General features: G+C 70.5%; 19 protein-coding genes. 3 read left to right on the forward strand and 16 right to left on the reverse strand.

The features are described 5' to 3' along the window. Positions 1–24: 24 nt before the first annotated feature. Positions 25–846: an alpha/beta fold hydrolase gene (locus tag ACTWJ8_RS02405; protein ID WP_443262634.1), complete on the reverse strand. Its 822-nt coding sequence runs from the start codon at positions 844–846 to the stop codon at positions 25–27. A 308-nt stretch (positions 847–1,154) separates the two neighbouring features. On the opposite strand from ACTWJ8_RS02405, the gene ACTWJ8_RS02410 reads away from it, so the two are divergent. Next, on the forward strand, positions 1,155–1,895 hold the full coding sequence (locus ACTWJ8_RS02410) for a GntR family transcriptional regulator (RefSeq protein ID WP_443262635.1): 741 nt from the start codon (positions 1,155–1,157) through the stop codon (positions 1,893–1,895). Between the two features lie 17 nt (positions 1,896–1,912). Here the strand turns inward: ACTWJ8_RS02410 and ACTWJ8_RS02415 are convergent, their stop codons facing one another. The 6 genes from ACTWJ8_RS02415 to ACTWJ8_RS02440 are packed head-to-tail and all read right to left on the reverse strand — an operon-like array spanning position 1,913 to position 7,642. After that, positions 1,913–2,722 carry an SDR family NAD(P)-dependent oxidoreductase gene (locus ACTWJ8_RS02415; protein WP_443262636.1) on the reverse strand — a complete coding sequence of 270 codons (810 nt, stop codon included), beginning with the start codon at positions 2,720–2,722 and terminating at the stop codon, positions 1,913–1,915. Next, positions 2,719–3,297: a carboxymuconolactone decarboxylase family protein gene (locus ACTWJ8_RS02420; protein ID WP_443262637.1), complete on the reverse strand. Its 579-nt coding sequence runs from the start codon at positions 3,295–3,297 to the stop codon at positions 2,719–2,721. The genes ACTWJ8_RS02415 and ACTWJ8_RS02420 overlap by 4 nt, the downstream gene beginning before the upstream one ends. A gap of 35 nt (positions 3,298–3,332) precedes the next feature. Beyond that, the gene (locus ACTWJ8_RS02425) at positions 3,333–4,715 is read right to left on the reverse strand and encodes a carboxylesterase/lipase family protein (protein WP_443262638.1); all 1,383 of its coding nucleotides are present in this window, start codon (positions 4,713–4,715) and stop codon (positions 3,333–3,335) included. Further along, positions 4,712–5,935 (reverse strand): amidohydrolase family protein, encoded by a 1,224-nt coding sequence (locus tag ACTWJ8_RS02430; RefSeq protein ID WP_443262639.1) that lies wholly within the window; start codon positions 5,933–5,935, stop codon positions 4,712–4,714. Before ACTWJ8_RS02430 ends, ACTWJ8_RS02425 begins: the two co-directional genes overlap by 4 nt. Continuing rightward, entirely contained in the window at positions 5,932–6,765 is an 834-nt protein-coding gene (locus tag ACTWJ8_RS02435) for a fumarylacetoacetate hydrolase family protein (RefSeq protein WP_443262641.1), read from the reverse strand. The genes ACTWJ8_RS02430 and ACTWJ8_RS02435 overlap by 4 nt, the downstream gene beginning before the upstream one ends. 4 nt (positions 6,766–6,769) lie before the next feature. Further along, complete coding sequence (locus tag ACTWJ8_RS02440; RefSeq protein ID WP_443262642.1) at positions 6,770–7,642, reverse strand: fumarylacetoacetate hydrolase family protein; 873 nt, start codon at positions 7,640–7,642, stop codon at positions 6,770–6,772. Positions 7,643–7,765: 123 nt separating this feature from the next. On the opposite strand from ACTWJ8_RS02440, the gene ACTWJ8_RS02445 reads away from it, so the two are divergent. Together ACTWJ8_RS02445 and ACTWJ8_RS02450 are read left to right on the forward strand one after the other, a co-directional pair. Then, positions 7,766–8,527 (forward strand): SDR family NAD(P)-dependent oxidoreductase, encoded by a 762-nt coding sequence (locus ACTWJ8_RS02445; protein ID WP_443262643.1) that lies wholly within the window; start codon positions 7,766–7,768, stop codon positions 8,525–8,527. A gap of 39 nt (positions 8,528–8,566) precedes the next feature. Further along, complete coding sequence (locus ACTWJ8_RS02450) at positions 8,567–9,346, forward strand: SDR family NAD(P)-dependent oxidoreductase (RefSeq protein WP_443262644.1); 780 nt, start codon at positions 8,567–8,569, stop codon at positions 9,344–9,346. A 131-nt stretch (positions 9,347–9,477) separates the two neighbouring features. On the opposite strand, the gene ACTWJ8_RS02455 is transcribed toward ACTWJ8_RS02450, so the two are convergent. From ACTWJ8_RS02455 to ACTWJ8_RS02495, 9 genes are all read right to left on the reverse strand, one after another. Then, positions 9,478–9,882 carry a VOC family protein gene (locus ACTWJ8_RS02455; RefSeq protein WP_443262645.1) on the reverse strand — a complete coding sequence of 135 codons (405 nt, stop codon included), beginning with the start codon at positions 9,880–9,882 and terminating at the stop codon, positions 9,478–9,480. Positions 9,883–9,885: 3 nt separating this feature from the next. Beyond that, on the reverse strand, positions 9,886–10,785 hold the full coding sequence (locus ACTWJ8_RS02460) for an ABC transporter ATP-binding protein (RefSeq protein ID WP_443262647.1): 900 nt from the start codon (positions 10,783–10,785) through the stop codon (positions 9,886–9,888). Further along, complete coding sequence (locus ACTWJ8_RS02465; RefSeq protein WP_443262648.1) at positions 10,782–11,606, reverse strand: ABC transporter permease; 825 nt, start codon at positions 11,604–11,606, stop codon at positions 10,782–10,784. The genes ACTWJ8_RS02460 and ACTWJ8_RS02465 overlap by 4 nt, the downstream gene beginning before the upstream one ends. A gap of 17 nt (positions 11,607–11,623) precedes the next feature. After that, complete coding sequence (locus ACTWJ8_RS02470; RefSeq protein ID WP_443262649.1) at positions 11,624–12,475, reverse strand: ABC transporter permease; 852 nt, start codon at positions 12,473–12,475, stop codon at positions 11,624–11,626. A 22-nt stretch (positions 12,476–12,497) separates the two neighbouring features. Beyond that, positions 12,498–13,505 carry an ABC transporter substrate-binding protein gene (locus tag ACTWJ8_RS02475; RefSeq protein ID WP_443262650.1) on the reverse strand — a complete coding sequence of 336 codons (1,008 nt, stop codon included), beginning with the start codon at positions 13,503–13,505 and terminating at the stop codon, positions 12,498–12,500. A 180-nt stretch (positions 13,506–13,685) separates the two neighbouring features. Continuing rightward, a complete protein-coding gene (locus tag ACTWJ8_RS02480) occupies positions 13,686–14,132 on the reverse strand; it encodes a hypothetical protein (protein WP_443262651.1) in 447 nt (148 codons plus the stop codon). 164 nt (positions 14,133–14,296) lie between these two features. Beyond that, positions 14,297–15,670 (reverse strand): FAD-binding oxidoreductase, encoded by a 1,374-nt coding sequence (locus ACTWJ8_RS02485; protein WP_443262653.1) that lies wholly within the window; start codon positions 15,668–15,670, stop codon positions 14,297–14,299. Next, positions 15,667–16,596, reverse strand: coding sequence for an amidohydrolase family protein (locus ACTWJ8_RS02490; protein ID WP_443262654.1), 930 nt, complete (start codon positions 16,594–16,596; stop codon positions 15,667–15,669). The genes ACTWJ8_RS02485 and ACTWJ8_RS02490 overlap by 4 nt, the downstream gene beginning before the upstream one ends. Further along, entirely contained in the window at positions 16,589–17,413 is an 825-nt protein-coding gene (locus tag ACTWJ8_RS02495; RefSeq protein ID WP_443262656.1) for an SDR family NAD(P)-dependent oxidoreductase, read from the reverse strand. The genes ACTWJ8_RS02490 and ACTWJ8_RS02495 overlap by 8 nt, the downstream gene beginning before the upstream one ends. Positions 17,414–17,588: the final 175 nt, after the last annotated feature.

Genomic DNA, 17,588 nt, shown 5'->3' on the forward strand with positions numbered 1-17,588 from the left:
CTGCGCAGACTTCGCTACTGCGACTCAGCCGCGCGGCTGACGGGTGCGGCCGCCATGCCGTCTGAGGAAGGAGATCAGGAGGGTGTTCCACGCAGCTGGTTGCTCCCAGTGCGGGTTGTGTCCCGCCTCGGTCACGACGTGCGTCTCGACGTCGCGCAGATGCTGTGCCTGCAGACGCATCACGGACGGTGGGCTGTAGAGGTCGGCGTCGCCGGTGATGAGCTGGACGGGAAGCGTCAGCTTCTCCAGCCCGGCCCAGGTGATCCGGTGCGCGAGGGGCTGGGTGAAGGCGTCCGCCGTCTTCGCCCGGGTGTTGATCGCCACCCAGGCCGCGAATCCTGCCGGGTCCCCGCCCCGATAGGAGGGTCCCAGCTCCTTGAAGGACACGGGCAGGTCCTCGAACGGGTCGGGCTGCATCGCCCCGGTCAGTTCCAGGTACGCGGCGTCCTGCACGTCCATGATGCTGCCGGAGACGGTCAGGCTGCGCAGACGGTCCTCGTACGAGAGGGCATAGTCGAGGGCGACGAAACCGCCGGCTGCCGAGCCGACCAGGTGGAAGCGGCCCAGGCCGAGATGGTCAGCGAGCCTGTCGAGATCCCCGGAGACGGTGTCGGCCTCGGCCTCGGCACCCGCCACGGAGCCGTGGGCACCCCGCCGCGAATAGCCGATCACACGGAATCCCGCCGCTGACAGCACCGGCTGCTGATACGGCCAGCTCTCGGCGCTGCCCGACCCAGGGTGCAGCAGCACGATCGGCTCGCCGTCGCCGCCGGTGTCCCAGCACCACAGCATGCCGCCCCCGGCAACGGGGACCCGGTGCTCGCTGAACGGCGCCTGCTCGGGCACCGCGACCGGCTCCCACGGCAGCCCGGTGCGAGAAGATGCCTCGACTGGGCCCGCTCCGACGCCGACCGTGGTCAGTGCCGCCAGGGCCGCTGACCCGACGACGGCTCGCCTGCTGAGGGCCGGTCGGTTTCTGCTGTCCTTCTCCACTGTTTCTCCTGCATTGTCATAGGGATGGACTGAGTCAGGGAGATCCATAGAGAATCCCGCCATCTGTCGACAGAGGCGACCAGAAGGCCAACGAAAGCCGCCAGGGGATGCGATAGTGTCGACAACCAGTTGGTACTCGAAACTCACAGGGGGCACGGCACATGGCCGGTCAGGACACGGATCTGGTGCTGGAGCGCCTGCTACGGCTGCGAGACCGGCGCGAGCCGCTCGTCGCCCAGATCGCCAGCTGGGTCGGCTCCGGCATCATCGAGGGGCGGCTGGAACCGGGGCAGGACCTCAACAGTGTCGAGCTGTCTCGCAGGTTCGACACCAGCCGCACTCCCGTGCGCGAGGCACTGATGCTGCTGGAGCAGGAGGGCTTGGTCGAGATCCAGGCCCGGCGCCGCCCCCGAGTCGCCGCACCCACACTCGCCGACATCCGGGACATCTACCAGGTGCGGCGGCAACTGCTGTCGATGCTGGCCGGGCTGCTGGTCGAGCGCGCCACGGACGATGAGCTGGCCGAATTGCGAGGCCAGGTGGAGAAGATGCGCGAGCTCGCCGATGACGGGGACGTGGACGCGTACTTCTGGAGGCACGTGCAGCTCCAGGAGCGGATGACAGAGATCGTCGGCAACGCCACGCTGAAGCAGATCCTGGACTCCCTGGCCCTGCGCACCCTGATGCTGCGGCACCTGAGCCTGACCCGCCCCGGCCGGCTGGCCTTCAGCGTCGACGACCAGGAACGACTGATTCAAGCATGCGAGGAGCGCGACAAGGACCTGGCTTCCGCGCTGATCGCCGGTGCGACCGTGCGGGCCTTGCGCGCGGCGGAGGAGCAGATCGAACAGGACACCGCGAGCAACCGCAAGCCCGCCCGCAGACGCCGCCCCCGCGCCTGACGGGGCCACGCCCGCCCCTACTTCGCCAACACCCCACCGTCCACGGGGAAATTGCCGCCGGTGACCCACGCGGACTCGTCCGACACCAGATAGACCGCGCACCAGGCGATGTCCTCGGGCCTGCCGACCCGCCCCAGCGGGATGCGGGACAGCAGCGCCTCGCGGGCCGCGCCCTCGTGCGCACCCGCCGACTCGGTGGCCGGCGTGCGCACCATTCCCGGCGAAATGGTGTTGGCCCGGATGCCCAGCGGGCCGCCCTCCACCGCCAGTTGCCGGGTCAGCCCGAGCACAGCGGCCTTGCCTGCGCAGTGCGCGACCATCCCGAAGGTGCCACTGCCGCGGAAGGCGTTGACGGACGCGAAGTTGACGATCGAGCCGCCGCCGGACGCCTCGAGGTGCGGCCAGGCAGCCTGCACCGGCAGAAAGGCGACGTCGACCTCACCCCGCATCGTCGGGGTCCACTGCCCGGCGTAGTCCATGTCGGCGGCGCTGGCCATGTGCGGGGCAATGGCACCCGCGGTGACCAGGGCGTCGATCCGGCCGTGCCGCCCGTAGGCCTTGTCCGCGAAGCGCCGGGCGTCGGCGGGGTCGGTCATGTCCAGGGGCGCGATCACCTCCACGGCGAGGCCGCGGTCGGCAGCCAGCTTGCGGGTGCGCTCTGCCGCGGACGGATCGATGTCGCAGCCGACCACGGTCGCACCCTGTTCGGCGAAGAGCAGCGCACACCCCTGGCCGATACCGGCACCGGCCCCGGTGACGAGGGCCACCTTGCCGGAGAGCCGGCCGGTGCCGGGCGGCGCGGCCCCGGGGCGGGAAACGGTCGTCACGATGTCCTCCTGGAAACGGTGTCGGTGGTGCGGGACGGCATGGCAGATGCGCGGCCCGGGGGCGTCGGCAGCTCCACCTCCAGCGCGACCAGGAACCGGGACACCATGCTGTACGCGGCGACGGTGGCGGTCAGTTCCACGAGTTCGGCCGGGGTGAAGTGCTCCCTCAGCGCGTCGAAGACGGCATCGGGCACGTGCACGTCCCGGGTCATCGCGTCGGTGTAGCCGAGGACCCGGCGCTGCCGCTCGTCGAGAGCAGGATGCCGTACGGCGTTCTCGTCGCGGACCGCGTCGAGGTGCCTCTGTTCGAGTCCTGCGGCGCGGGCGTCCGCCTCGTGGGCGACCCATTCGTAGGGGGCCCTGTTGAGCACGGCGATCCTGAGAATCACCAGTTCGCGCAGGTCGGGCGGCAACATCATGCGTTGCCGGATCGCGCCGAGCAGGCTGTTCCAGCCGTCCGCGAGCTGCGGACTGTGCAGCAGCATCCGGTCCAGGGGGCGCAGGGTGCCCCCGCGCCGCTCGCGGACGCGGTCCGCGATGTCGCCGGCTCCGTCGGTACCCGGAAGTCGTGCCACGGCCTTTCCTTTCTGGGAAGTCGAGCTCGGTGCGTTCAGGGCCGGGCGGGAGCTCGCAGGACACCCTGGCGAACGGTGTCACCGAAGACCATGGCGGGCGTGTCGTCGGGCCCGGTGAATTGCGGCCAGGGCGGCAGCCCCGCACCGTTCGGGTCGCCCGAGGCGACGAAGCGCGCCCAGGCGTCGGCCATGACCGTGGCCAGACGCCGGTCCGTGTCCTGCCAGCCCCAGGCCGGCCGCTGGGTCAAGTTGTCCAGTACGTAGGGCAGTTCGGCGGTGTGGTACACGCCGAGATCGGGCAGGCCGGGCGGCAGCGGGGGCCGATGGTTGAAGCGGTACATCCAGGTGGGCGAGTGGGACGTGGCGCGATGGGTGTCGGCCCAGTGCCATACGGGGCCCACGAACCGGGCGTCGCCGACGGCCTCGGCGTTCTCGCTCGCGGAGGCGTAGACCGTGCCTTCGTCCCGGTTGGTGCCGACCAGCAGCGGGACGGCGTGCTGGCGGCCGGCGGCGAACACGTCGTCGGTGGCCTCGGTCAGGACGCGACCGTCCACGACCGGCCCGAAGTGACCGCGCACGACCAGTTCGACACCCGAGACGCGGCGCAGTTCGCCGATGTCCCGGCCGCCGAAACCTTCGGCGTACGCCAGTCCCTGCTTCTGTGCGTCCTCCTGGCTGGGCAGCGGCCCTTCCGCCCGCCCCACGCCGGACGCGCTCTGCCCGAGGGCGGCGCGGAAGAGCGGGCGGGCGGCCTGTGCGGCCATGAGGTGGCAGATGTGGGCGGCGCCGGCGGAGTTGCCCGCGAGGGTGACCCGGTCGGGGTCGCCTCCGAAGGCCGTGATGTTCTCGCGCACCCAGGTCAGAGCGGCGACGATGTCGAGCAGCCCGTAGTTGCCGCAGGCGCCCACCTCGTCCTCGGCGGCCAGCTCGGGGTGGGCGAGGAAGCCGAGTGCGCCCAGCCGGTGGTTGAGGGTGACGACGACCAGGCCGCGGCCGGCCAGGGCGCGGCCGTCGTGGATGTCCTGGGAGCCGTGTCCGTAGCGGTTGCCGCCGCCATGGATCCAGACCATGACCGGCAGCCCGGCGCCCGGTGCCGGCTCGGGCGTCCAGACGTTCAGGTAGAGGCAGTCCTCGCTCATCACCAGGGCCCGGCGGTCGTCGAAGTTGGTCCGGTACATGACCGAGTCGGTCGGCGGCTGCGGCTGGAGCGGCGCGGCGCCGAAGTCGGTCGCTCGTCGCTCCCCGTCCCAGCGCGCGGCGGGCCGGGGCGGGCGCCAGCGCAGGTCACCGACCGGGGGCGCGGCGAAGGGAATGCCGCGGAACGCGGCGACGGCGCCGTCCCACTCCCCCACCAGCCGCCCGGCGGCGGTGCGGGCTCCGGGGGCGCCCGCGCGTTCCCTGTCCCTCGGGGCGCTCACGCGCGCGCCTTGTGCAGCCGGCCGTCCTTCATGATCACGGCCAGTCGGTCGCGGTCCTGGAGGATACGGATGTCGTCGAGCGGGTTGCCGTCCACGAGTACGAGGTCTGCCAGATACCCCTCCTCGACCAGGCCGAGTTCGTCGCCCATGCCCATCACCCGGCCCCCGTACTGGGTGGCGGCGCGCAGCGCCTGCGCCGGGGTGAAGCCGAACCAGTCGACGAACAGCTCCAGGTCGCGGGAGTTGCGGCCGACCGGGTTCCAGGCGAATCCGTAGTCACCGCCGGGGACGACGCGGATGCCGCGGCGGACGAGTTCGGGGACGACCTGCCTGATCGCCTTCTCGGTGGCCTCGACCTCCATGCCGGGCTCGGGTTCGCTGTCGGCCTCGTGCAGGTTGGCGTGGATGATGCCGGGGGTCGGCGCGACGAACAGGCGCTCGCGCGCCTCCTGGAGCAGGTCGAGGGCTTCTTCGTCGGCGAAGGTGCAGTGGTAGACGGCGCGGATGCCGTGTCGCACCGCCATCTTGATGGACTCGGCGGCGTGGGCATGGGCGGTCAGCCACACACCGCGCTCGCGGGCGGTGGCCGCCGCGGCGGCCACCTCTTCGTCGGTGAACTGCACGATCCGCGAGGTGCCCTGCACGACCGCGCTCTCGCCCGACAGCGACAGCTTGACGATGTCGACGCCCACGTCCGCCATCTCCCCGACGAAGCGGCTCACGGACTCGGGGTCGGAGGCCCGGCCGTCGACGCCGGGGAAGTCGTAGACCCCCGGCTCGACCATGCCGGCGGTGCCCTCCCACGATGCGGCCCTGAAGCGCGGCCCCGGCATCCAGCCCTCCGCGAAGGCCTTGCGGGCAGCGACCTCGGTGCGGGGCAGGCGGTTGCCGCCGGAGTAGGCGCTGGTGATGCCGTGGTCCAGCAGGACCCGGCCCGCGTGGGCGACCAGCAGTGCCTTCTCCTCGTCGGGTTCGTCGCGGCGCAGTGAGCGGTGCTCGACGGTGGACCCGAAGCCGAGGTGGGTGTGGGAGTCGACCAGGCCGGGGATCAGGGTCCCGCCGCCTCCGTCGATGATCCGGGCACCGGCCCGCCGGGCGGCGGGAAGCCGGGGAGTGACGGCCGTGATGCGGTTGTCCTCGACGAGTACCTCGGCGGCGAAGGGATCACGTCCGGTGCCGTCGAAGACATGGACGTCGGTGAAGACGGTCGTGCCGTTCATGGTGCGCTCCTGAAGGTGTGCCGCATCTCGCCCAGTTCTGCGATTCTGCTGACGAGGGTGTCACCAGGCCCTATGAAGCGTGGGGGCGTGCGGCGGTTGCCGACGCCCGCGGGGGTGCCGGTGAAGATCAGGTCGCCCGGCCGCAGCGGGCAGATCGCGCTGAGGTGGGCGACCAGCCTGGGCACCGGGAAGATCATGTTCGAGGTGCGGTCGTGCTGGACCACCTCGCCGTTGAGCTCGCAGGTGAGTTCCAGATCGTCGCGGTCGGCCAGTTCGTCGACACTGACCAGGGCGGGCCCCACCGGTCCGAAGCCCGGGAAGGACTTGCCCAGTGAGAACTGGGCCGGGCGGCCGGCCAGCTGGACGATCCGCTCGGACAGGTCCTGTCCGACGGTCACCGCGGCGATCGGGTCCCAGCCGTGCTCCTCCGGGACACGGTGGGCGTCCCGGCCGACGACCGCGACCATCTCCAGCTCCCAGTCGACGTGGCCGGGCGGCAGGTCGACGGTGGAGTACGGGCCGGTGAGGCAGGAGGGATACTTGGTGAACACCAGCGGCTGGGCGGGCTCCTCGTAGCCCGCCTCGGCCGTGTGGGGGCGGTAGTTGAGGGCGACGGCGAAGATCTGCCGCGGCTCCGGCACGGGCGCGAGGAGGTCGGACTCCTTGTAGGGCACGGCGGTCGCCGGGTCGACGCCGGCCGACCAGTGCAGCAGGGACTCCCACTGGTCGAAGAGCGCGGCCGGGTCGGTGTCGAAACCACCGGTGGCGACGTCGACGGCGCCGCCGCCGGTCAGCAGGGCGAGCCGGCCCGCGAGGTTGGCGATCCTCATGCCGTCACACCCACTGTTCGGCGGGCGGCTCGGGGGTGCCGTACGCCTCCTGCCAGGAGACCACGCGGTTGCGCAGCACGCCCAACCCCTCGATCTCGGCCTCCACGACGTCACCGGGGTTGAGGTAGTTGGCGAACGGGTCGTCGGTGCCCGCCGCGACACCGGCGATGGTCCCGGTGGTGATGATGTCGCCGGCACTGTAGATCTGCGGGGAGTGGTAGGCCACCAGCTGCGGGATCGACACCGACATGCGCGAGGTGTTCGACTTCTGCCGGACGTCGCCGTTGACCCGCAGCTCCATGTCCAGGTCGTGCGGGTCGTCGATCTCGTCGGCGGTGACGATGTACGGGCCGATCGGACAGAAGGTGTCGATGGCCTTGGAGAAGGAGAAGACACCCGCCTCCATCTCACGGCGCTGGATGTCGCGCGCGGTGATGTCGTTGAACACCAGGTATCCGGCGATGTGTTCGGCGGCCTGTTCGGCGGTGAAGAACTTGCCCGGCTTGCCGATGATGACGCCGAGTTCGAGTTCGTAGTCCATTTCCCGGGTCAGGTTGGCCGGGTACACGATCGGATCCTCGGGGCCGACGATCGCGTCCACGTTCTGGAAGAACACGATTCCCTTGTTGACCGGGTGCGACCAGTCGACGCGTTCCAGATCCGCGTGGTGCTCCCGGAAGTTGCCTGCCGTGTGGAAGAACTTCTTGGGCACGATCGGCGCCCGCAGCCGGACGTCGGCGAGAGCGAACGTCCGTCCCGTTTCGCGCACTTGCCCATCCCGCTCGAAGTACGCCCGGGTGGACGGGACATCGAGTTCGACCACGGTGTCGCCGTCCAGTCGCCCTACGAGTCCCTCGTCGAACGTCACCAGTTTCATCAAAGCCTCCGTACCGTGTCGACCAAGTAACTGTCGACACTCACCCTGCATGTTCCCAGTGTTCGCGTCAATAGTGCGGCGAAGTGTGGACACCTCTCTTAAGAGTCGACTACGGTCCGGGGCATGAAGACACTGTGGAACTTCTCCGGGACGCGTGCGCTCGTCGCCGGTGCGGGGGGAATCGGAGGCGTTGTCACGGAGGCGTTCGCCGATGCCGGCGCCGACGTGGTCGTCGTGGACCGCGACCCCGAGCCACTGGCCAAACTGACCCGCAGCCGCACCACCGACGGGTCCGGCGCGATCCAGGGGCTGGCCGCCGACCTCACCTCTGCGGACGCCTGTCGCGACGCCGTCGCTCGCGCCGCCGAACACCTCGGCGGCATCGACGTGTTCGTGCACGCCGTCGGCACCAACGACCGCAGGCCGGTCCTGGAGACACCCGACGAGGTCTGGGAGCGGATCGTCGCCGTCAATCTCAACAGCGGCTTCTGGCTGGGCCGGGCGGTGGGCGCCCTCATGGTGCCGAACGGATACGGCCGGCTCATCTACCTCTCGTCCGTCTCCGGCCTGCTCGCCCACCGCGACCACGCGCCGTACGCCGCCACCAAGGGCGGCATCAACCAGCTCATGCGGGTCATGGCCCGCGAGTGGGCGCCGCACGGCGTCACCGTCAACGCGGTGGCCCCCGGCTACACCGAGACCGACCTCACCCGCGACTACCTGGCCAAGCCGGGGATGCGCGCCTCCATGGAGGCGCTGGTCCCGGCCGGCCGCCTCGGCCGGCCCGGCGATCTCGTCGGCCCCGCCCTCTTCCTCGCCTCCGCGGAAGCCTCGTTCGTCACCGGACAGGTGCTGTACGCGGACGGCGGCCGGACCCTGGTCTGAACCCCGCTCCCCACGATCACTCCCACGAACGGAGACGTCATGACCACCTCTCAGCGATTCACCGACAAGACCGTCCTCGTCACCGGCGCCGGTACCGGCTTCGGTGCCGAGATAGCGGTGCGCGCCGCCCAGGAGGGCGCCGACGTCGCCGTCCACTACCGCAGTTCGCGCGCCGGAGCCGAGGAGACGGCCGCGCGGATCACGGAACTGGGCCGCAAGGCCCTGGTCGTCCAGGCGGACATCGCCGAGCACGACCAGATCAAGCGCCTGGCGGACGAGGTCTGGGATCACTTCGGCCGGCTCGACGTCGCCATCAACAACGTCGGTGACGTGGCCCGTGAGCAGATGTCCTGGCGGGACGTCACGGAGGAGTCCATCGACCACGTGCTGGCGGTCGACATCAAGGGCACGATGCTGTGCACGCACGAGTTCGGCGCGCGGATGCTGGAACAGCCGGGGGGCGGCTCCATCGTCAACATCGGCTCCACCGTGGTGGCGCGCGGCAGTGCGCGGGCGCCCCAGTACGCCGCGGCCAAGTACGGGATCATCGGGCTCACCAAGTCGTACGCGCACGCCTTCGCTCCGGCCGTGCGGGTCAACGTCTTCGCGCCGGGGTTCATCGAGACTCCGGCGACGCTGGGGCGCGAGGACTGGAAGAACGGGCGCGGAGAGCAGCTGCGGAAGATGACGCCCCTCGGCCGCATCCCCGGCCCGGAGGAACTCGCCGGTGCCGCGCTGTTCCTGGCCACCGAGGACGCCCACCACATCACCGGCGGATTCTTGATCGCCGACGGCGGCTACAACATGATCGGCGCGTGAGCGACTCCCCTCCCGGCCGCGGCCCCGGTGCGCATACCTGTGCGTACCAGGGCCGCGGCCTTCGCACGAGTACGGCATGGCGATGCCGGCCCCCGACGTGCATCGGGGGCCGGCATCGGCATGCCATGGCATCAGTGCCGGTCGAGGAGTTCGACCAGGTTGCCGTACGGATCCGTCACGAAGGCCATCCGGGCGCCGGGCCGCGGGGCCGGCCGCGGGGACATGCTGCTGCCCGCGCCGGCGGCGACCAGGCGGTGGTACTCGGCGTCCACGTCCTCGACGCACAGGCACATGTGCCCGAAACCGTGCGTGGCGGCCGCTTCCAGGGCGCTGCCCGGCCGCGGTCCCGGCCGGGCCGTCGGGCGGTGCAGCAGCTCGATCCGGTACCCGCTGGGATGCAGCAGCATCACTCCGCGCAGGTCGGTGTCCGGGATGGCGAACACCGGGGCGGCCGTGAGGCCGAGCGCCTCGCAGTACCAGGCGGTGGCCGCCTCCAGGTCCGGCACCGAGATGCCCACGTGGTCGAAGGACGTCATCGTTCAGAGCACCGCCTTTCCGGTCTTCTCCCGCTCGGCGTCGGAGGCGGTCTCCCCCGTGGAGCCGGTCTCCTGCGCGGCCCCGTCGGCGGCGTCCGGGGCCGCGACGTGCTGCGGCCCACCGGTGGCCTGGGCCGCGCGGATCCTGGTCAGCACGCGGGTACGCAGATCGGTGAAGCGCGCGTCGGCGCGGGTGGTGATCTGGTCACGGTCCGCGCCGAGGCCGACGGTCAGGTTGTCGATGACCGTGGTGGGCCGCCCGCCGAGGACCACGACGCGGTCGGCGAGGTAGACGGCCTCGTCGATGTCGTGGGTGACGACGATGACGGTGATGCCGAGGTCCGCGCGCAGCTTGAGCGTGAGGTCCTCCAGGTCGAAGCGAGACTGGGCGTCGACCGACCCGAACGGCTCGTCCATCAGCAGCACGGGCGCCTCGTACGCGAGACCGCGCGCGATGGCTACCCGCTGCTGCATTCCGCCCGAGAGCTGCCAGGGGTACTTGTCCCCGACGTCCGCGAGACCGACGGACGCCAGGCACGCGTCGGCGCGCCTGCGGCGCTCGACGCGCTTGACGCCCATGCCCTCCAGCGGGAAGGCCACGTTGTCCCTGACCCGCATCCACGGCAACAGCGAGCCGCGGTAGTCCTGGAAGACCACCGCGATGTCGGCGAGCGGCTTGGTGACCTCCTTGTCCCCGTAGCGGACCGTGCCCGAGGTGGGCCGGGTCAGCCCCGACAGACAGCGCAGCAGGGTGGTCTTGCCCGCGCCGGACGGGCCGACGATGCTGACCAGCTCGCCGGGGTCGACCTGCAACGACAGGTTCTCGATCACCCGGTGCTCGTCCGCGCCGTGGCCGAACGTCTTGCAGACGTCCGCCACGACCAGACTGGATCCGCGTTTCATGATGTCGTGACCTCGTTCCGGGGCTGGGGCGTGGTCCGCCGGGTGCGGGGCGGACGCTGGTGGTACCAGCCGAGCAGAAGATGCTCGGCCGCGAGGAGGAGCACGCTCAGGCCGTAGCCGAGAATGCCGATGAGTACGGTGCCGGCCCAGGTCTCGGGCACGGCGAAGTTGGAGCCGCTCTGCAGGATGAAGTTGCCCAGACCCACCGGGGAGCCGTAGATCTCGCTGACGACCATGAGGACCACCGCGATGGACAGGGCGACGCGGATGCCGGCGAGGATCTGCGGCAGCGCCCCGGGCAGGACGACCTTTCGCAGGCGCAGACGCGCGGGGATGCAGTAGCTGTGGACACTCTCGTGGACGGCCGGACTGATGCCGTGCACGCCGCTGATGGTGTTGAGCAGGATCGGCCAGAGGGAACCGAGGGCGATCAGGAAGATCTTGGGGCCGGAGCCGATGCCGAGGGTGAGGATGATGACGGGGACGAACGCCACCGTCGGGGTCGCGCGGGCGAAGTCGAGCAGGGGGCCGGTCGCCTGCCGCAGCAGTCGGCTCTCGCCGATCACCAGCCCGGCGCCGACTCCCACGACGGTGGCGCCAGCCAGCCCGAGCGCGATGTTGCGCAGGGAGAACAGCAGATCTCCCACCAGCCCGCCGTGCACGAGCTCGCGCCACAGGGTGGCGAGCACTTCCGTCGCGGGCGGGAAGTAGAAGCTGGTGCTGCCCGCGGTGGCCAGCAGCAGCACCGTGACGCACAGGACCGGCAGCCATAGCTGCTTGAGCGCGGACGTCCAAAAGGCGCCCGAAGATGTGTGGGACATGATGCCTCTCTTCCGCCTCACTCGGTGTGCGCCGGCGGGCGCCACCGCAGCAGCCGCCCTTCGGCGAGCTGGGACAGCACTGTGATCCCGTAGCCAATCGCGCCCGCCGTGAGGATGTATGCGTACGCCTGCGCCGAAGCGCCGCCCTGCTGCGCCTGGACGACCTCGTGGCCGATACCAGGCAGCGTGGTGAGCACCTCGACTCCGATCGCCACGAGCACGGACGTCGCCGCCGCGAGCCGCATCCCGGTCATGATCGAGGGCGTGGCGCTGGGCAGGACCACCTTGCGAAAGCGCAGCAGTCTCGGCACCCGGTAACCGTGCACGGTCTCGGCGATCATCGGGGTCACCGACCTGGCGCCGTACTGGGCCTGCAGGAAGACGGGAAAGACGCAGGCGAGGAAGACGACCGTGATCTTCGTCGTCGGTGTCGAGCCCAGCACCAGCAGGAACACCGGCAACAGCGCGATGACCGGGAACGAACGCAGAACGTCCACGAGCAGCCGTGATGACTGTTCGACCGCCGCGTACGTCCCCGTCACCAGACCGAGCGGGACACCGATCACGACGGCCGCGACGAATCCGGTCACGGCTCCGCCGAGGGTGTCACCGACCGCCTGCCAGTAGGCGCTGCTGCCCAAGAGGTCGGGGAACTGTCCGAACACCGACACGGGGCCGGGCAGCGCCGCCGCGCTCACCGGGCCGGCCACCGCGACGACCGCCCAGAGGACGAACACGGCGGCGACGGCGGACAGTTGGAGCAGAAGAAGCCCGCGACGACCTGGCGCCCCGGGCCGGGCGCGCCGGGTCGGGTGCGGCCGGTCGGGCCGGTCGGGAGCCGGACGCCGAACCGTTGTTGGTATGGCCATGGTTGGTGCACCTCTGCCGTTGTCAGCCGCCGGTGATGGTCGGGGCCTGGTCCCAATAGATGGCGTCGTCCTTCGGTGTGCTGCTGAGCAGTTCGTACTGGTGCATCTTCGTGATCACGGTGCGCATCACGGTCTTGTCGATGTTCTTGTCGTAGTACGGGACCTGCTCGTTCTTGATGTAGTCGGCGGACAGTTGGGTGTACTTCGTCTGGATCGCCTTGACCGCCTCGGGATGGGCGTTGGCATAGGTGTTCGCCTTGGCGACGGCATTGATGAACTTCTTCGCCGTCGCGGCGTTTTCGGACAGGTACTTCTGGGTCGAGAAGAGCACTCCCTGGGTGATGCCGGGCAGGTCGTTCATCCCGTTACCGATCACCTTCAGCCCGTCGGCCTTGGCCGCCGCGTAGAAGGCGCCAAAGGAGTAGACGGCGTCGGTCTTGCCGCTCTTGGCGGCGTCGCCGAGCGAACTGGTCGGCAAAGCTACGAACTTGACCTTGCTCGGGTCGCCACCCTCCTTTTCGACCATGTACTCGACGATGAACTGGATCGTGCCGCCGAGCGCCGGCAGGCCCACGGTCGTTCCCTCCAGGTCCTTGAAGGACTTGATGGGGCTGTCCTTCTTGACCATCAGGCCGTCGGTGGGGTCGGTCTTCGTGGTCGCGGACTCCAGCCCGGTGGCGATCCGGATCGGCATGTTCTTCGCGGCTCCCTTGAGGAAGCCGGAACTGTCGGTCATCGCGAACTGGGCCTCGCCGTTGAGGACGGACGGCGCGTTCTGCGAGGTGTCCTGCGCGCCCGTCTTGATGGTGACGTCCAGTCCGGCGTCCTTGAAGTAGCCCTGCTGCTGGGCGATGTAGAGCGGCTCGAAGAGCGCACTGTTGGATCGCAGGACGGTGATCTTCCCCGTGCCGTCACCGGCCACGGCGGTGGAGGACGCCCCCGAACCGCAGGCGGCGACCGGGGCGGCGACGGCAAGCGTGACTAGTGCGACGGAAAAGCGGCCCAACGGGGTTCTCGTGCGCTTCGGCATAGAGGTGTGCTCCTTTGCACGGTTGCGGCGCCCCGCACGGCCGCACCGTGAACAGGTGCGGGCGTACGAGTACGGCGCCGGAGGTGAGCGGTTGGTGCCGCTCGGACCGGCCTGGTGGGGTCGGTGGGCGAAGCGGGGCGGGACGCGTCGGCACATCCCGTCGCGTCAATGGGGCCGGCGCTACGAGCGGTGGGGGTGGGCGGTGGTGGACCGGGTCGGGGCCGGGTGCGGGTCGCGTCGGCCGGAGTCCGGTGTGACGCAGACCGTGGCGCGGACGGACCGGCAGGCTTCGGGACGCGGCGGGTGGTGGCCCCACGACATCCGCGGCGCGAAGCCGGTGCCGCCCGGCACGCTCTCGAACGGGTCGCAGGACCGAGCGGGCGGCTCGCCGCGCACGTCGAGCGGATGGTCGCACACCGTCCGTGCGTTCCGTGCCGGCCGCTCGCGCAGGGCCGGCCGGAAGCGGGTGGCCACGCCGAAGGAGCCGCTGCCATTGCCCCGTGCCGCCCGCATGAGGTCAGCCTCGACGACGCCCTGGTCCTGCGCGGCGATGACGACGCCGTCAGCAAAGCGGGGCGGCTTGCGCTCGTCCCACTTGGCGACGGGACAGGCCTGCTCATACCTCACATCGCCACGACGGATGACAGCTCCACGCATGGCCTGGGCAGGGATGGGACCGGACGACCTGGACAACTGTGGCTCCTTGGGTGATGCGGACGCCTTGACGGTACTGTCGACAAAAAAGGGCGGTCAAGGGTCTGTAGTGCGCCAGTTTTGCCATTCTGTCGACACTAGGCCGTCACGTGCGCTCGCCGCCGCGCGGCAAGTGCCGTAGTGGACTCCCGAGGGGACAGATAGGCGCGGAACAGTCCCTGCGGGTCGTACCGCCGGCGCAGCTGCTCCAGCCGTGCGGCCTGCTCCGGCTCCAGGCCATGGTCCGGCCGGTCGGCTGGGTTGGCGTCGGCGAACTGGGTGCCGTGCGCAACCGGGGCGAGGGCCCGCAGCGCGTCGTGCGCCCAGGTCTCGTTGTGCAGATCGTCGGCCGGGTCACGCCAGACGGCGTTGGGCGAGAAGTACAGCCGGCCCTGGGTGGACCAGCAGGCGTTCTCCCGGGTGGGCTGGCCGCCCCAGAGCATCCACAGCAGGAAGCTCTCCCGGTTGGGCAGCCCGTCCAGCACCCCCCGGCCTGCATCCAGCACCTTCTCCACCGGGGCGCTGGTCCACACTCCGTCCACGGCATACCGCCGCCCCTGGGGGGTCAGCGCGTCGGAGAGGGCGTACAGGTCGTCCAGACTCGAGGGCACTCGTTCGATGCAGCGCAGGGCGTGGCGCAGGAAGGGCGCCCTCTCCAGCGGCTCCAGCATGGCCGGTCCCTCGTGCGGAGTGCAGAAGGCCGCCGCGGTGATCATCGTGACAGGACGGTCCTCACCGGGCGCGTAGGCGACCTTCGCCGACATCTCCAGCGAGGTGGAGACCTCCGGCACGGTGTCGTAGGTCCAGGCCAGCACCTCGTCGCGCATCTCGTACGGGAACACGTAGGCGCTGCGCAGAATCTGCTCGTAGGCCGGGTGGACGCGCAGGTGGAAGCGGGTGACGACGGCGAAGAAGCCGGGGCCCGAGCCGCGCACCGCCCACATCAGGTCGGGGTGGGTCTCGTCGGTGGCGTGCACCAGGGTGCCGTCGGCGAGCACCACGTCGACGGCTTCGACGCTGAAGCAGGCCGGGCCGAGGGCGCGGGAGTTCCAGCCGTAGCCCCCGCCGATCAGGAAGCCACCCACGCCCACGGAGGGGCAGTGTCCACTGGGGAAAACGAGCCCTTCGGCGGCGAGCAGCGCGTTGAAACGGGTTCCCTGGACCGCGGGCCGTACGGTGGCGCGGCGGTTCGGGGCGTCGATGACGACCTCATCCAGGGCGGAGAGGTCGATCAGCAGGCCGCCGTCGCGCACGCCGTTGCCTATCCAGCTGTGCCCTCCGGACCGTATGGACACCTGCTTGCCGCGGGCCGCCGCCCAGCGCACCCCTTCCTGGACGTCCCGGTCACCGGCCGCTATGAGGATGGCGTCCGGATGACGGTCGGGCTTGCGCTCGTTCCACACCGCGCCGAGCCTCGCCTCTTCGTAACCGGGGGCGCCTCGCAGGAGGAAGGGACCGTCGAAGTCGCTCATGTCTGCTCCATGTGCTGGTCGGGCGGGAAGTCGTAGAGATCCGTCGGATTGTCGACCATCAGCCGGCGCAACAGGCCGGGGTCGGGGGCGATGTCGGTGAGCAGGTCCACCAACAGTCCGTCGTCGGGGGCGGCACCCTTGATGTTCACGTGCGGGTAGTCGGTGCCCCACACCACCCGCTCAGGGGCGTGCGCCACGAAGGACGCGGCCAGCGCCACGGCGTCGGCGTAGGGCGGGCCCTGGCGGGAGACCCGGTCCACGCCGCTCACCTTCAGCCAGACGTCTCCGGTGTCGAGCAGGGTGCGCAGGACGCGCAGCGCCGGACTGTGGGGCCCGTCCGCGAGGTCCACGCGCGCGAGGTGGTCGATCACCACGCGGCCCGGGAGCGAGCGGATGAGGGATTCGCAGTCCGCGACACCGCTGCCGGTGACGTGGAGTTGGGCCACCCAGTCGAGCCCGTCCACGCGCTCCAGCACGGAGTCGATCTCCTGTCGCGTCGGGGCCGTGCGCAGGTGCGGCAGGAAGTTGAGCCGGAAACCGCGCACGCCAGCGCTGTGCAGCGCCTCGATCTCGGCCCGGGTGGTCGTCTCACCGATCAGGGCGACCCCGCGCAGCCGGCCGCCACCGGCGGCCAGGGCGTCGCACAGCACCCGGTGGTCCGAGCCGTTGCACGAGGACTGGACCACTACCGCACGGGACAGGCCCAGATGGGCGTGCAGGGCAGCGAGTTGCTCCTTGGGGGCGTCCAGCGGCGTGAAGGTGCGTTGCGGCGAGTACGGGAAGACCTCGGCCGGACCGAGGATGTGGCAGTGTGCGTCGCAGCTGCCGGGCGGCAGGACCAGGGAGGGAGTGCGTGGCGAGGGGTGCGGGGGCGGGCACTCCGGCGAGGGCGCCGACCGGCCTTCGCGCAGAGCGGGTTCAGTCACAGCGGGCCGTCATTCCGCCGTCGACGACGATCTCGGTGCCGGTGACGAAGCGGGCTTCGTCGGACGCGAGAAAGAGCGCCGCGTGAGCCGTGTCCCGGCCGTCGCCCATGAATCCGAGGGGGATGCGCGCCTGGCGCTCGGCGAGCAGCTTCGCCACGTCACCGCCCGCGCGCTGATGGGCCAGGCGCGCCTCCACCATCGGCGTGTGCAACTGGCCCGGCACCACGGTGTTCACGCGGATGCCGTCGGGCGCGTACTGGACGCCCGTGACCCGGGACAACTGGATGACCGCCGCCTTCGCCGCGGCGTAGCCGACCTGGGCGGCGCCGGTCCAGCGAAGCCCGGACGCGGACGCGGTGTTGACGATGGAGCCCCCGCCGCCGCGACGCATGATCGGGACGACGTGCTTGCAGGCCAGGAAGGCGCTGGTGAGATTGGTCCGCAGTTGGTTCTCCCAGTCCTCCAAGGAGAGCTCGACCGCTCCCCCGGCACGGGAGCCACCGACGTTGTTGACCAGGATGTCGATCCGGCCCGCCTGTTGCTCGGTCTGTTCGAAGTAGGCCTGGACGGCGTCGGGTTCGGTCACGTCCAGCACATGGGCGTGGGCCTGCCCGCCCTCCTCGCGGATCTGCTGCGCGGTGACCTCCAGCGCGTCCTTGTCCCGGTCGGTCAGGTACACGGTGGCGCCCTCACGAGCGAAGATCACGGCGGTGGCCCGGCCGTTGCCCCAGCCGGGGCCGACACTGCCGGCGCCGCTGATGACGGCGGTCCGCCCGGCCAGGCGGCCGGGCCGCGCAGGGGGCACATCGTGGCTCACGGTTGTCTCCCTCGGTTCGGGTGCTGCCGCACCAACGGGTGGGTACGGCTGGCGAGAGTCTCACCTAGTGTCGACAGAAAGTAAACACATGCGGGAATACACGCAGGCCATGACCTTGATAATCTCCAGAGTGTCGACAGCAAAGAAGGTGCGGTGTTTGAATGGCACAGCAGGA

Source organism: Streptomyces sp. SDT5-1, from assembly GCF_052245995.1.
In the GTDB taxonomy this organism is placed as follows: domain Bacteria; phylum Actinomycetota; class Actinomycetes; order Streptomycetales; family Streptomycetaceae; genus Streptomyces.